Consider the following 13,391-nt stretch of genomic DNA (forward strand, 5'->3'; position numbering starts at 1 on the left):
CCATGTCGGGGAAACAGCCGGTCGAGGTACTGCTTCGCCCAGCGGTGGAGCTATACACCGTTGCCGCATGCGCGGGCGCCGCGTTTCTGTCCCTGGTGGCCCCATGGTCGCTCGCGCTGAGCCCGTCCATGGGCGTCGGCAGCGCGCTGGCGTTCGGCGCCTACGGTGCCATCCGCTACCGCGATGCCCGCGTCATCCTGCGCTACCGGCGCAACATCCGCCGCCTGCCGCGCTACGTGATGACCAGCAAGGACGTGCCGGTCAGCCAGCAGCGGCTGTTCGTGGGGCGCGGGTTCCTGTGGGAGCAGAAGCACACCCATAGGCTCATGCAAACGTACCGGCCGGAGTTCCGCCGCTACGTCGAGCCCACACCAGCCTACCGGCTGGCGCGACGGCTGGAAGAACGGCTGGAGTACGCGCCGTTCCCGCTGTCCCGGCTGTCGAAACTCACCGGCTGGGACGTACCTTTCAACCCGGTGCGGCCGTTGCCGCCTGTGGGCGGCCTGCCGCGCCTGCACGGCATCGAACCCGAGGAGATGGACGTCAGCCTGCCGCTGGGCGAGCGCGTCGGCCACTCGCTGGTGCTGGGCACGACGCGCGTCGGCAAGACCCGGCTGGCCGAACTATTCGTGACCCAGGACATCCGGCGCGTGAACGCCGCGGGCGAGCACGAGGTGGTGATCGTCATTGACCCCAAGGGCGATGCCGATCTCCTGAAGCGGATGTACGTCGAGGCTAAGCGCGCCGGCCGCGAAGGCGAGTTCTACGTCTTCCACCTGGGATGGCCGGACATCTCCGCGCGCTACAACGCCGTGGGGCGATTCGGGCGTATATCGGAAGTCGCCACCCGCGTTGCGGGGCAGCTTTCCGGTGAAGGCAACTCGGCCGCCTTCCGAGAGTTTGCGTGGCGGTTCGTCAACATCATTGCCCGCGCCCTGGTGGAGCTGGGACAGCGGCCCGACTACATGCTGATCCAACGGCACGTCATCAACATCGACGCGCTGTTCATCGAGTACGCCCAGCATTACTTCGCCAAGACCGAGCCCAGGGCCTGGGAGGTGATCGTCCAGATCGAGGCCAAGCTCAACGAGAAGAACATCCCGCGCAACATGATCGGGCGCGAGAAGCGCGTGGTGGCGCTGGAGCAGTACCTCTCGCAGGCGCGCAACTACGACCCGGTGCTGGATGGCCTGCGCTCGGCGGTTCGCTACGACAAGACGTACTTCGACAAGATCGTCGCATCGCTGCTGCCGCTGCTGGAGAAGCTCACTAGCGGCAAGATCGCGCAGCTCCTGGCCCCGAACTACTCCGACCTGGCCGACCCGCGCCCGATCTTCGACTGGATGCAGATCATCCGTAAGAGGGCCATCGTCTATGTGGGCCTGGATGCGCTCTCCGACGCCGAGGTCGCCACCGCGGTCGGCAACTCGATGTTCAGCGATCTCGTGTCGGTCGCCGGGCATATCTACAAGCATGGGATCGACGATGGCCTGCCGGGCGCATCGGCCGGTGCGCGCGTGCCGATCAACGTCCATGCCGACGAGTTCAACGAATTGATGGGCGACGAGTTCATCCCGCTGATCAACAAGGGCGGCGGTGCCGGCCTGCAAGTCACTGCGTACACGCAGACCCTGTCGGACATCGAGGCCCGCATCGGCAACCGCGCGAAGGCAGGCCAGGTGATCGGGAATTTCAACAACCTGTTCATGCTGCGCGTGCGCGAGACCGCGACCGCCGAACTGCTGACCCGGCAATTGCCGAAGGTCGAGGTCTATACGACCACCATCGTCAGCGGCGCGACCGACAGCTCGGACATTCGCGGGGCGACGGATTTCACGTCGAACACTCAGGACCGCATCAGCATGTCCAGCGTGCCGATGATCGAGCCGTCGCACGTCGTCGGCCTGCCGAAAGGCCAGTGCTTCGCGTTGCTGCAGGGCGGCCAGCTTTGGAAAGTGCGCATGCCGCTGCCGGCGCCGGACCCGGACGAAGTGATGCCGGCAGACTTGCAGCAACTGGCCGGGTACATGCGCCAGAGCTACAGCGAAGCGACGCAGTGGTGGGAGTTCACCAGTTCCCCCGCCTTGCAGGACACGGGCCTGCCCGACGACCTGCTGGATGACGCCGCTGCGGCCGAACCTCCCGCGGTGGCCATTGCCACCGACGAGGACACCGGCAACAAGGCCTCGCCATGAAGGACGCCGCCTCGACTGCACAACGGGAGCAGAACCAGCGCCAGGGCCTGATCGTCGGCACCATCACCTTGCCGTTCCGGCTGCTCGGGGTGCTGATCGGCTCGCTGCTGTTCTCGATCGTCGTGGAGTGCGTCGGCATGCACCTGTTCTGGAAGGACCAGGGCTGGCGGCACTCGCAGCAGATGTTGCAGTACGAACTGGGGCACCTGTCCAGCCACTTCACGCGCAGCGTCGTCGTGCAGGAGCCGGGGCGCACCGCGCACGAACTGGTGGATACCGGCTACGAATGGGTATTCGTTCGCTCCGGGCTGCTGGAGCGCATGAGCCAGACCGCCGAGCGCGCCCGCGCGCCGAGCCACGGGAGGATCCAGGACGGGGGGCGCAACTTTCGCTACTACATCAGCCAGGTCTATGTCTGGACCGAGAACTACCTGATTGCCGCGGCCTTCACCACCCTCACGTTTCTGGTGCGCCTGCTGGTTCTGGTGCTCACGTTGCCGCTGATCTGCACCGCGGCGTTCGTCGGCCTGATCGACGGTCTTGTGCGGCGGGACGTGCGCCGGTTCGGCGCAGGCCGGGAATCCGGCTTCATCTACCACCGCGCGAAGGCGAGCCTGATGCCGCTGGCCGTGCTGCCGTGGGTCACGTACCTGGCCTTGCCGATCTCTGTGCATCCACTGCTGATCCTGCTGCCCAGCGCAGCCTTGCTGGGACTGGCCGTGAGCCTGACTGCGGGCAGCTTCAAAAAATACTTGTGATGACAGAGAAACCAGATCATTAGGCAACTCATTCAGTATTTCTTATTTATTGAATTTGCTGACCAAGGATTTTCTCGCGATACATATTGGCCAAATGGCGCGCCCTCATGCTCCACTGCTCTGTAATCTTTGGGAAATCTGTTGCGCCGCGCCCATCCATTCCTTGCAATGTAACGTAGCCCTGCCCATCCTGTCCGCGTACAAAAGCTATGTAGTTATATATTGAATCTCGAAATTCAGTGAGAGCATAAAAGAAGGCATCGCCAGCCGGAAGCGCACGAGATAAGTCAATGCGACCTTGGGCATATAAAAAATCATTGACACCCTTCATTCCCCATCCTACCCGATCCAACTCAATGTAAAGATTGTCCACGGCGTCATAATGCACAGATGGAATGTAACCACATGAAAAGTCCCATGTTTCGAGCCAGTCGAGAAAGTCAGACCTGAAATATGAAGGAACAATATTTTGAAGTGTGGCTATGGAATCCGCCATCTGCTGAGGCGTTAATGCGCTCCTGGCAACTTGAAATGCTGATGGGAAAATTCTCTTACAGACATCTTGTGGGATAAAACTAATATCAGAAATTTCACCCCAATAGACCACGTGAACCGGAAAAATCGATCCATCCAGCCTTTTGTGTTGAGTGCCATGGAACTGATGATGATTTATGCTGGTATGGCGATTTGCCGTTGTGAAAATCACATAACAACCAATCGGCTCAGGGAAGGAATCGGTCTTACTCAACTCAGCCGTAACGTCTGTAGAGTTTAGTTGATTAACAAATTTTGCCTGCCCAAACACTGAGTAGCCGCCAACGGCAGGAAAAATGTCAATGCCATGCTGCCTTTGCCCATTTCCGCCGTATCTTCTGAATTGCACGTCATACCTCATATTCCGCGCGACCCAGTCCCTCATGAGGTAGCAGCAAATTTCCTCAAAATCTTGATCAGTTCTAAAGGTCAGTCCTTGCATTTTTATCCTGGATCTTTGTAAGAGCGTTGATATTTTGCCACGCGGCCGGTGGAAATTCCCTTCTTGAATTCTGGCCTGACGACCACTCCCTGAGCGAACTGGACGCACGCTGCCAATCAAACCGATCAGCGCAGTTTCCTATTGTTTGCTGCCTGCAGTCACCCTGAACTCCACCATCGCACTATTCTGATCACACAGGAATGGCGCGATGTTGGCTCCGATCTGGCAGCGCGCCGCGCATCGCGGCGTGCCCATTTTTCTCGTGACGGCCCTGCTGCTGGGTCAGTCCCCGATGGCGTTGGCCGAGTCCCCCGCACAGCGCCAGGAGCTGGTCGCCGCGCTGCGCCAACTCGACGCGCTGGAGCGCACCGTCGCCGACAGCGCCGCGCGTGCCCCCATCCAGCCGGGCGAGCGCTACCACTTCGATTACCCGCGGTTGCTGGCTGACTTGGCGCGCGTGCGCGCCGGCATCCAGGCCCATCTCACACCGTCGCGTGCCCAGCCGCGCGACCCCTCCGAACTGGCCAGCGACTACCGCACCGAGCGGTCCGCTTCGCCATCGCCGACGACTACGGAAGCCAAGCCATGAACGGCGCCCAGGTCTCGGCATTTCAAGCCAACAGCGGCATCGCGCCTTCGGCGATGGCGACCGTCCTGGTCGGCGCCGTGTTCGCGGTGCTCCTCGTCTGGGGCGTCTGGGCCATCCGAACGGCCTACGTGGGGTGGTCCGAGAGCCGCCTCAACCAGCGCCAGTTCCTCGGCGTCTGCATCCGCTTCGTCGCGATGTACCTCGTCCTGAGCTTCTTCCTCCTCTCCTGACCTGAAAGGCACGACCATGCAAAACCGCATCCTCCATTCCCGCCTTGCCCAGCGCGCCGCTGTGGCACTGGGCTCCGCCGCGCTGCCCGCGCTGTCGTTCGCGCAAGGCTTGCCGCAGTTGGAAAACCCGACCCGCGGCACCGGCAACGGCATCATGGAAACGATCAGGAACTACGGCTACGACATCATCATGCTCGTAGCCCTCCTGGTCGTGGCGTCGATGTTCATCGGCGTCTGCTACCACGCCTACGGCACCTACGCGGAAATCCACACCGGCCGCAAGACCTGGGGCCAGTTTGGCCTCACCGTCGCGATCGGTGCCGTGCTGCTCGTGATCGGCATCTGGCTGCTCACCGAAGCCACCGGCATCCTGTAAGGCGAGGCCGGTATGTCCGAGCAGCAGCACGTCCGTGCGGACGGGACGGTCACGTTCCTTCCGCATCGGCTCAACCGCCACCCTGTTGTCGTGCGCGGCCTCACCGCCGACGAACTGTGGATCTGCTGCGGCCTGTCCGGCGCCGCCGGCCTGCTGGTCGGCGCGCCGCTGTCCTGGGTGTTCCGCACGATCGCCATCGCGCCGACGTTCGTCGTCCTGGGCGTGGCCCTGGGCGTCTTCATCGGCGGCGGCATCCTGCGCCGGCTCAAGCGCGGGCGCCCCGACACCTGGCTGTACCGGCAACTGCAATGGCGCATCGCCACGCGCCATCCACTGATGGCGGGATGGGTAGGCGGCCACGTGCTGATCTCGCGCTCCGGCTTCTGGTCCACCCGAAGGTCCGTTGCAAGGGGGGCACGATGAGCCGCTTCAAGAACGAGATCACCCACCTGCAGGCGCACATCAAGACGCTTCGCCTGGGTGCTGGTGCGCTGGTCATCGTCGCCCTGGTCATGGGCGGTGGCTGGTGGAGCGCGCCGCGCGACCTGACCATCCACGTCCCGCCCGACCTGCGCTCGGGCAGTACCCGCAAGTGGTGGGAAGTGCCGCCCGAATCGGTCTATGCGTTCACGTTCTACGTGTTCCAGACCCTCAACCGCTGGCCGACGAACGGCGAAGAGGACTATCCGCGCAACCTCCACACGCTCTCGCCGTACCTTACCCCGTCCTGCCAGGCCTTCCTGCGCGCGGACTACGACTACCGCCGTTCCACGGGCGAGCTGCGCCAGCGCGTGCGCGGGATTTATGAGATCCCCGGCCGCGGCTACGGCGACGACCCTACGGCGCGCGTGCGCGTGGTCTCCGACCGCGACTGGGTGGTGACGCTCGACATCACCGCCGACGAGTACTACGGCGCCGAGCAGGTCAAGCGCGCGCTCGTGCGCTACCCGGTGAAGGTCACGCGGGTGGACGTCGATCCCGCCCGCAACCCCTTCGGCCTGGCGCTGGACTGCTACGACGGCGCGCCCCAGCGCATCAGCGCACCGGAGCCGACTCGCCCGGCACCTGGCGGCCTGTCTCCGCAAGCGCCCCAAGGAGGAAACACCCCATGAAGCATCCTGTACTCGTGCTGCTGGGGCTGCTGGCCGTGGCCGCGGCACCCGTCGCCCAGGCGGTGGAGATTCTGCGGTGGGAACGCATGCCGCTGGCGGTGCCGCTGAAGGTCGGCCAGGAGCGCATCGTGTTCATCGACCGGAACGTCCGCGTGGGCGTGCCCGCAGGCGTGGGCGAACGCCTGCGCGTGCAGAGCGCAGGTGGCGCGGTGTACCTGCGCGCCAGCGAGCCGATCGAGCCCACGCGGCTGCAATTGCAGGACGCCGACACGGGCGCGCTGATCCTGCTCGACATTGCGGCCGAGCCGCCCAAAGACGGCGAAGCCGAGCTGGAGCCGGTGCGCATCGTCGAGGGCAGCAGCACCCCTGCGCGCTACGGCGATCAGCCAGGCGGTGCCGATGAGGCCCCGGCACGCGCCCAGGACCAAGCAGGTACGCGGGCGACCCGGCGCGAAACCCCGGTTCCGGTCGTCCTGACGCGCTTCGCCGCGCAGAACCTCTACGCGCCGCTGCGCACTGTGGAGTCGCTGCCTGGCGTCATGCGGGTGAACCTGCGCCGTGACCTCGACCTCGGCACGCTGATGCCGACGCTGCCGGTGCGCGCGGTCGCGCTCGCGTCGTGGCGTCTGGAAGACCAGTGGGTCACGGCCGTGCGCCTGACCAACAGCAGCAGCGGCTGGGTCACGCTCGACCCGCGCGTGCTGCAAGGCGATTTCCTCACCGCCACCTTCCAGCACGAAGCGCTCGGACCGCGCGGGACGCCCGAGGACACGACCGTCCTGTACCTGGTGACGCGCGGGCACGGCCTCGCGCAATCGCTGCTGCCGGCGATCCACCGCTTCGACCCGGCCGTGCATCTGCCGCAGCGGGAAGCTGAAGCCGACGATGGCAAGGAGGCCCGCCATGCGCAGTAACGGCTTGCTCAAGTGGCTGATGATCCCGGTCGCCTTGCTGGTGCTGTTCGTTGCCATCCGGCTGTTCTCCGGTGGAAGCACGTCGGCACCGCCCGCCGCGGATGCTGGCTCCAAGCTCACGCCCGAGGAAATGAAGGCGTTGGGCATCGAAGGCGATACCCCGCGCGATACCGTGGCAACGCTCGTCGCCCAGGTGAAACAGTTGCGCACCGAGCTTCAGACCGCGCTGACCGACAACAAGTCGCAGCGCGAGGAAAACCAGCGGCTGCGCCAGCGGGAGAACTCCATTGATCAGCGCATCAATTCGGCCCTCGAATCCGAGCGCTCCAACCTGCGCCGCGACCAGGAACAGGCGGCCAGCGCGCGCCAGCAGACCGAGGGGCTGCTCGCCGACCTGCAGCGGCGCCTGGACAGCATTGGCGGGCGCGGCGGCGGTCACGCTGATCTGCCGGTGGGCCTGGGGCTGCGCGGCGGCGACGAGGCCGGCATGGAAGGCGGCATGCGCTGGGTCGAACCGGACGACGCGAAGAAGGCCGAGGGCCGCAATGGCAGTCGTGGCGCAGGCAGCGGCATGAGCTTCCCGACGAGCTTCGGCCCGGCACAAAGCACACTGGAAACCACCGCGGAAACCGTGGCGAACGCCGGCGCAGGTGCGGCAGGCGTCAAGAGCGCCAAGCCGGTCTATACCGTGCCGACCAACTCGACACTGATGGGCTCCGTGGCGATGACGGCGCTGATTGGGCGCGTGCCGATCGACGGGACGGTGAACGATCCGTACCCCTTCAAGGTGCTGGTCGGGCCGGACAATCTGACTGCCAACGGCATCGACATTCCCGACGTGGCCGGCGCGGTGTTCTCCGGAACCGCATCGGGCGACTGGACGCTCTCGTGCGTGCGCGGCCAGGTTCGCAGCATCACCTTCGTCTTCAACGACGGCACGATCCGCACGATTCCCGAAGACCGCGAAGGCAACCAGCAGAACAACCAGCAGCGCGACGGCCTGGGCTGGATCAGCGACCCGCACGGCATCCCGTGCGTCAGCGGCGAACGGCGCAGCAACGCCCAGCAGTACCTCGGGTCGCAAGCTCTGATCACCGCGGCCGGAGCCGGCGTGGCCTCGCTCATCGAGAGCGACAGCGGCCGCATGTCCTACGTCGGCTCGGACGGCGCCATCGGCACCGTGGGCATCAGCGGCAAGGAAGCAGTCGGCCAGATCCTCGCGGGCGGCGTCCGGGACATGTCGACCTGGGTCAACAAGCTCTACGGACAGGCTTTCGCCGCCGTCTATGTGCAGCCAGGCGCCAAGGTCGCCGTCCACCTCGAAAAGCCGCTGGCCATCGATCACGACCCCGAAGGCCGGCGCGTCGATCACCGTGCAGGAGAAAGCCATGCGCTCGAACTCGATTAAGGGCCTCGCGCTGGCCGCGGCCGTCGCCGTGCTCAGCGGTTGCGCCACCAGCAAGGAAGAACTGCTGACCCATAGCGACCGCACCATGATGGACATCTGGCAGCAGGAAACGGGTGGCGGCGGCAGTGGCACCGGCCAGGTCGCGCGCCGGCAGTTGCTCGACGCGCGCCAGAGCCTGCGCCGGCCGCTGACCGACGCCGATGTGCAGGCTGCGCCCGTCGAGCAGATGCGCTACACGCGCACGGCGCGCAACGAGGTTTATCGCCAGTTCCAGCGCCTGCCCAACCCCGATCTCGTCATGTATGTGTACCCGCACCTGGCGGGCACGGACCCCGTGCCGGTTCCGGGCTACACGACGGTCTTCCCCCTGTACCAGCGCGTGCAGTACGCCATGCCCGGTGAACGGCTGGAGGACTATTGATGCGCTGGGAACTTCCCTGGCCGAAGCTGGCCGCATCCGGCACCGGCGACGAAGAGAAGCCGGACGGCTGGCAGCGCCACGTCGAGGCCTTGCGCCAGGCCGGCGTCCCTGAACCCGGCGCAGCGGTCCAGGGCCGCAGGCCGGCGACGGTAGCCGACGAGCAGGCGCTGTACGACGTCGCGCCGTCGTTCGCGGAACTGCTGCCTTGGGTGGAGTTCTTGCCGCAGTCGAAGTCCATGCTGCTGGAGGATGGGCAGTCGGTCGCTGCCTTCTACGAGCTGGTGCCGCTGGGCACCGAGGGGCGGGAGCCCGGCTGGCTCGCGCATGCCCGCGATGCCTTGGAGAACGCGCTCCAGGACTCGTTCGATGAGCTGGACGAAAACCCCTGGGTACTCCAGCTCTATGCCCAGGACGAGCCCAGCTTCGACCAGTACATGCAGACCCTGCGCGACTACGTGCAGCCGCGTGCCCGCGGCACCGCTTTCACCGAGTTCTACTTGCGCTTCTTCGGCCACCACCTGCGCGCGGTCGCCAAGCCGGGCGGCCTGTTCGAGGACACGGTGGTCACGCGGCTGCGCTGGCGCGGCCAGACGCGGCGGGTGCGCATGGTGATCTATCGCCGTGCAACTGGGCAGGCAAGCCGCCGCGGCCAGACGCCCGAGCAGATGCTGAACATCGTCTGCGACCGCCTGTGCGGCGGCCTGGCGAACGCCGGCATCCAGGCACGGCGCATGGTCGCAGCCGACGTCCACGACTGGCTGCTGCGGTGGTTCAATCCGCGCCCGGCGATGCTTGGACCGAGTGCAGAGGACCGGGAGCGCTTCTACGCGCTGGCGCGCTACCCCGACAGCACCGAAGAAAGCGAGGCCGGCGAAATCGAGCTGGCGAGCGGGCGGGATTTCAGCCAGCGGCTGTTCTTCGGCCAGCCACGCTCCGACGTGGAGCACGGCACCTGGTATTTCGACGGCATGCCGCACCGCGTGCTGATCACCGACCGGCTGCGCATGCCGCCCGGCACCGGACACCTGACCGGCGAGACCCGCAAAGGGGATGCCATCAACACGCTGTTCGACCAGATGCCGGAAGACACCTTGCTGTGTCTCACGATGGTCGCCACGCCGCAGGATGTCCTGGAAGCGGATCTCAACCACCTGGCGAAGAAGGCCGTGGGCGAGACGCTGGCGTCGGAGCAGACGTTGAAGGACGTGCAGGAAGCCCGCTCCCTCATCGGCAGCGCACACAAGCTCTACCGGGGGACGCTGGCATTCTACCTGCGCGGACGCGACGAAGCGGAACTGGACCGGCGCGGCCTGGACCTGGCGAACGTGATGCTCAATGCTGGCTTGCAGCCGGTGCGCGAGGACGACGAGGTGGCGCCGCTCAACAGCTACTTGCGGTGGCTGCCATGCTGCTACAACCCCGGCCAGGATCGGCGCAAGTGGTACACCCAACTGATGTTCGCTCAGCACGCGGCGAACCTGTCGCCGGTGTGGGGCCGCGCTCAAGGTACGGGGCACCCGGGCATCACGATGTTCAACCGCGGTGGCGGGCCGATCACCTTCGACCCGCTCAGCCGCCTGGATCGGCAGATGAACGCCCATCTGTTCCTGTTCGGCCCCACCGGCTCCGGCAAGAGCGCCACGCTCAACAACCTCTTGAATCAGGTCACGGCCATCTACCGACCGCGGCTGTTCATCGTGGAGGCTGGCAACAGCTTCGGCCTGTTCAGCGACTTCGCACGCATGCTCGGGCTGACGGTAAACCGGGTCAAGCTGGCCCCAGGTTCGGGCATCAGCCTCGCGCCATTCGCAGACGCGCGTCGGCTGATCGAGACGCCCAGCGACGTGCAGACGCTCGACGCCGACGCGCTGGATGAAGACCCGCCACCAGATGCCTCGGCCATGGAGGCGGACGAGCAGCGCGACGTGCTCGGCGAACTGGAGATCACGGCGCGGCTGATGATCACGGGCGGAGAGGACAAGGAGGAAGCCCGGATGACGCGGGCTGACCGCTCGCTGATCCGTCAGTGCATCCTCGACGCCGCCGAGCACTGCGTGGCCGACAAACGCACGGTGCTTACGCGCGACGTGCGCAACGCGTTGCGCGCCCGCGGCCAGGACCCGACGCTGCCCGAAATGCGCCGCGTGCGGCTGCTGGAGATGGCGGATGCGATGGACATGTTCTGTCAAGGCACGGACGGCGAAATGTTCGACCGCGACGGCACGCCGTGGCCCGAAGCCGACATCACCTTGGTTGACCTCGCGACATACGCCCGCGAGGGCTACAACGCGCAGCTCTCCATCGCTTACATCAGCCTGATCAGCACGGTGAACAACATCGCCGAGCGCGACCAATACCTGGGACGCCCGATCATCAACGTCACCGACGAAGGCCACATCATCACGAAGAACCCGCTGCTCGCGCCCTACGTCGTGAAAATTACAAAGATGTGGAGGAAATTGGGGGCCTGGTTCTGGCTCGCGACGCAGAACATCGACGACCTGCCGCGCGCCGCGGAGCCCATGCTCAACATGATCGAGTGGTGGATCTGTCTCAGCATGCCGCCCGATGAAGTTGAGAAGATCGCGCGGTTCCGCGAACTCTCGCCCGCGCAGAAGGCGCTGATGCTTTCGGCGCGCAAGGAAGCGGGGAAATTCACCGAAGGCGTCATCCTCTCCAAGAGCATGGAAGTGCTGTTCCGCGCCGTGCCGCCGTCCCTGTACCTCGCCCTCGCGCAGACAGAACCCGAGGAGAAGGCCGAACGCTACCAGCTCATGCAGCAGTACGGCTGCACCGAACTGGAAGCGGCTTTCAAGGTGGCCGAGAAGATCGACCAGGCCCGCGGCATCGAGTCGCCGGCCCTGGAACTGTCGTAAACCGGAGAACGCCATGGAACAGAAACGTCCTTCCATTCCGATGCAGGTCCAGGCGTTCCGCCGTCGCCGCTGGCGGCCTCGCTGGCCCTGGGTATTGGCTGCTGCGCTGGTCGCGCTGCTGCTGATCTGGCTGGTGTCCCGGACGCCCGGCGAATCCTCAGCGCCGTCGCGCGCGCCGGTCAGCACGGCGCAGGTCGCTGGGCCACCCTGGCAGATGGGCAACCCGGAAGGCCGTTTCACGCTGACGCTCTATGCCGACCTGGAATGCCCGTTCTGCCGGGAGTATTTCCCGCAGCTCAAGCGCTGGGTCGGCAACAACACCGACGTGGCGCTGCAATGGCATCACCAGCCGCTGGCCGCGCACGAGCCTGCCGCGTCGGCCGAGGCACGTCTGGCCGAGTGCGCCGCCGAAGCGGGCGGGCATGCGGCGTTCTGGCAGGCGGTCGAATGGGTCTATGCCCACACGCGCAGCGACGGCCAGGGCTTGCCCGATGGCTTGCGTTACCCCGAAACAACGTCAGCCATCGAACAGTGCATGGCTAGCGAGCGCCCCAACGTGGCCATCCGCGCGCAGGCCGCGGAAGCCACCAAGAGCGGCGTGACCGCCACGCCGTCGCTGCGACTGCTCGATCGCCAGACGGGCCAGGCCATCCTGTTGCAGGGGCCGATCGAGGGCGATGCCTTGCTCTCGGCCATGGACCTGCTGGCGGCCGGGGAAATGGCCAGCGACGCGCCGGGTTCGCCCGCCACCCCCACATCCGAAATGCCTGCCGACGTTGTCGGCGACATGCCCAGGTAGCCCTCGGTCTTGAAGGCTACGGCGCGGCTCGCCGCGCTGACCGCTACCCGTTCGCTTTCGCATCCTGGCCGCGAACAATCACCGCCGCGCGGTGATGGATGCACCTTGTTCCGCTGTTTCCATCCCCAGGAGGGCTTGCCCTCCCAGGGTGGCGCCCTCCGCTCACTTTCTGGAGGTCCGCCATGTCTCTCGTCGCCAACGACTCCTGCGTGGAGCCACGTTTTGCCCCCATGTCCCAATCCGATGACTGGATCATCCGGCAAGCCATCGCGCTGCTGGAGCAGCGGGTCTTCAAGAAGGGGCCATCCCTGGAGAGGCCTGCCGCCGTCAAGGACTACCTGCGCCTGAAACTGGCCGCCGAGCCCAATGAAGTCTTCGCCATCGTGTTCCTCAACAGCATGCACGAGGTGCTGGCCTACGAGCCGATGTTCAGAGGCACGATCCATTCGACCTCGGTGCATGCGCGTCCGATCGTGCAGCGTGCCTTGGAACTGAATGCGGCAGCGGTCATTTTTTCTCACCAACACCCTTCGGGCTGCACGGAGCCGTCGAGCGCGGACCGTGCGTTGACCCAAACGCTGAGGGCCGCGTTGTCGCTGATCGACGTGAGGGTGCTGGATCACCTCATCGTCGGCCAGGGCACGCCGTACTCGTTCGCGGAATCCGGCCTGCTGTAGCGACGGCATCGGCTCCCTGATCCACGCGGAGGCTTCGGCCTCCGCTTTTTCATGGGCGCG

14 protein-coding genes are annotated in these 13,391 nt (G+C 65.5%); 13 read left to right on the forward strand and 1 reads right to left on the reverse strand.

What is annotated here, in order from left to right:
- Positions 1 to 2: 2 nt before the first annotated feature.
- Positions 3 to 2,195, forward strand: a complete 2,193-nt coding sequence (traD, locus tag APH34_RS11285) for a type IV conjugative transfer system coupling protein TraD (RefSeq protein WP_003821101.1) — start codon at positions 3 to 5, stop codon at positions 2,193 to 2,195.
- Complete coding sequence (locus tag APH34_RS11290; RefSeq protein WP_003821103.1) at positions 2,192 to 2,953, forward strand: TIGR03747 family integrating conjugative element membrane protein; 762 nt, start codon at positions 2,192 to 2,194, stop codon at positions 2,951 to 2,953. The genes traD and APH34_RS11290 overlap by 4 nt, the downstream gene beginning before the upstream one ends.
- Before the next feature lie 46 nt (positions 2,954 to 2,999).
- Here APH34_RS11290 and APH34_RS11295 read toward each other — a convergent pair whose 3' ends face one another.
- Positions 3,000 to 3,929 carry a hypothetical protein gene (locus tag APH34_RS11295; RefSeq protein WP_003821104.1) on the reverse strand — a complete coding sequence of 310 codons (930 nt, stop codon included), beginning with the start codon at positions 3,927 to 3,929 and terminating at the stop codon, positions 3,000 to 3,002.
- A gap of 208 nt (positions 3,930 to 4,137) precedes the next feature.
- Between APH34_RS11295 and APH34_RS11300 the strand changes: the two genes are divergently transcribed.
- The 11 genes from APH34_RS11300 (at position 4,138) to APH34_RS11350 (ending at position 13,331) form a co-directional block, all read left to right on the forward strand.
- Positions 4,138 to 4,518, forward strand: a complete 381-nt coding sequence (locus APH34_RS11300; protein ID WP_003821105.1) for an RAQPRD family integrative conjugative element protein — start codon at positions 4,138 to 4,140, stop codon at positions 4,516 to 4,518.
- Entirely contained in the window at positions 4,515 to 4,748 is a 234-nt protein-coding gene (locus tag APH34_RS11305; RefSeq protein ID WP_003821106.1) for a TIGR03758 family integrating conjugative element protein, read from the forward strand. The genes APH34_RS11300 and APH34_RS11305 overlap by 4 nt, the downstream gene beginning before the upstream one ends.
- A gap of 16 nt (positions 4,749 to 4,764) precedes the next feature.
- The gene (locus tag APH34_RS11310; RefSeq protein WP_003821107.1) at positions 4,765 to 5,124 is read left to right on the forward strand and encodes a TIGR03745 family integrating conjugative element membrane protein; all 360 of its coding nucleotides are present in this window, start codon (positions 4,765 to 4,767) and stop codon (positions 5,122 to 5,124) included.
- 12 nt (positions 5,125 to 5,136) lie between these two features.
- Positions 5,137 to 5,547 carry a TIGR03750 family conjugal transfer protein gene (locus APH34_RS11315; protein ID WP_003821108.1) on the forward strand — a complete coding sequence of 137 codons (411 nt, stop codon included), beginning with the start codon at positions 5,137 to 5,139 and terminating at the stop codon, positions 5,545 to 5,547.
- Entirely contained in the window at positions 5,544 to 6,236 is a 693-nt protein-coding gene (locus APH34_RS11320; protein WP_003821110.1) for a PFL_4703 family integrating conjugative element protein, read from the forward strand. The genes APH34_RS11315 and APH34_RS11320 overlap by 4 nt, the downstream gene beginning before the upstream one ends.
- On the forward strand, positions 6,233 to 7,150 hold the full coding sequence (locus tag APH34_RS11325; protein WP_033962596.1) for a TIGR03749 family integrating conjugative element protein: 918 nt from the start codon (positions 6,233 to 6,235) through the stop codon (positions 7,148 to 7,150). The genes APH34_RS11320 and APH34_RS11325 overlap by 4 nt, the downstream gene beginning before the upstream one ends.
- Entirely contained in the window at positions 7,140 to 8,558 is a 1,419-nt protein-coding gene (locus APH34_RS11330; protein WP_003821113.1) for a TIGR03752 family integrating conjugative element protein, read from the forward strand. Before APH34_RS11325 ends, APH34_RS11330 begins: the two co-directional genes overlap by 11 nt.
- On the forward strand, positions 8,539 to 8,979 hold the full coding sequence (locus tag APH34_RS11335; RefSeq protein WP_003821115.1) for a TIGR03751 family conjugal transfer lipoprotein: 441 nt from the start codon (positions 8,539 to 8,541) through the stop codon (positions 8,977 to 8,979). The genes APH34_RS11330 and APH34_RS11335 overlap by 20 nt, the downstream gene beginning before the upstream one ends.
- On the forward strand, positions 8,979 to 11,855 hold the full coding sequence (locus APH34_RS11340; protein WP_003821116.1) for a conjugative transfer ATPase: 2,877 nt from the start codon (positions 8,979 to 8,981) through the stop codon (positions 11,853 to 11,855). Before APH34_RS11335 ends, APH34_RS11340 begins: the two co-directional genes overlap by 1 nt.
- 13 nt (positions 11,856 to 11,868) lie before the next feature.
- Positions 11,869 to 12,654, forward strand: a complete 786-nt coding sequence (locus APH34_RS11345; protein ID WP_012614069.1) for a thioredoxin domain-containing protein — start codon at positions 11,869 to 11,871, stop codon at positions 12,652 to 12,654.
- Positions 12,655 to 12,836: 182 nt separating this feature from the next.
- Positions 12,837 to 13,331: a JAB domain-containing protein gene (locus tag APH34_RS11350; RefSeq protein WP_003821118.1), complete on the forward strand. Its 495-nt coding sequence runs from the start codon at positions 12,837 to 12,839 to the stop codon at positions 13,329 to 13,331.
- Positions 13,332 to 13,391 lie beyond the last annotated feature (60 nt).

Origin of the sequence: Pseudomonas sp. NBRC 111131, assembly GCF_001320525.1 — a bacterium.
Lineage (GTDB): Bacteria > Pseudomonadota > Gammaproteobacteria > Pseudomonadales > Pseudomonadaceae > Aquipseudomonas > Aquipseudomonas ceruminis.

What these genes read in the sequence shown, in the direction of transcription:
- APH34_RS11320 (WP_003821110.1), top strand. Translation starts at nt 5,544, where the DNA reads ATGAGCCGCTTCAAGAACGAGATCACCCACCTGCAGGCGCACATCAAG.
- APH34_RS11325 (WP_033962596.1), top strand. Translation starts at nt 6,233, where the DNA reads ATGAAGCATCCTGTACTCGTGCTGCTGGGGCTGCTGGCCGTGGCCGCG.
- APH34_RS11330 (WP_003821113.1), top strand. Translation starts at nt 7,140, where the DNA reads ATGCGCAGTAACGGCTTGCTCAAGTGGCTGATGATCCCGGTCGCCTTG.
- APH34_RS11340 (WP_003821116.1), top strand. Translation starts at nt 8,979, where the DNA reads ATGCGCTGGGAACTTCCCTGGCCGAAGCTGGCCGCATCCGGCACCGGC.
- traD (WP_003821101.1), top strand. Translation starts at nt 3, where the DNA reads ATGTCGGGGAAACAGCCGGTCGAGGTACTGCTTCGCCCAGCGGTGGAG.
- APH34_RS11335 (WP_003821115.1), top strand. Translation starts at nt 8,539, where the DNA reads ATGCGCTCGAACTCGATTAAGGGCCTCGCGCTGGCCGCGGCCGTCGCC.
- APH34_RS11315 (WP_003821108.1), top strand. Translation starts at nt 5,137, where the DNA reads ATGTCCGAGCAGCAGCACGTCCGTGCGGACGGGACGGTCACGTTCCTT.
- APH34_RS11345 (WP_012614069.1), top strand. Translation starts at nt 11,869, where the DNA reads ATGGAACAGAAACGTCCTTCCATTCCGATGCAGGTCCAGGCGTTCCGC.
- APH34_RS11310 (WP_003821107.1), top strand. Translation starts at nt 4,765, where the DNA reads ATGCAAAACCGCATCCTCCATTCCCGCCTTGCCCAGCGCGCCGCTGTG.
- APH34_RS11295 (WP_003821104.1), bottom strand. Translation starts at nt 3,929, where the DNA reads ATGCAAGGACTGACCTTTAGAACTGATCAAGATTTTGAGGAAATTTGC.
- APH34_RS11300 (WP_003821105.1), top strand. Translation starts at nt 4,138, where the DNA reads ATGTTGGCTCCGATCTGGCAGCGCGCCGCGCATCGCGGCGTGCCCATT.
- APH34_RS11290 (WP_003821103.1), top strand. Translation starts at nt 2,192, where the DNA reads ATGAAGGACGCCGCCTCGACTGCACAACGGGAGCAGAACCAGCGCCAG.
- APH34_RS11350 (WP_003821118.1), top strand. Translation starts at nt 12,837, where the DNA reads ATGTCTCTCGTCGCCAACGACTCCTGCGTGGAGCCACGTTTTGCCCCC.
- APH34_RS11305 (WP_003821106.1), top strand. Translation starts at nt 4,515, where the DNA reads ATGAACGGCGCCCAGGTCTCGGCATTTCAAGCCAACAGCGGCATCGCG.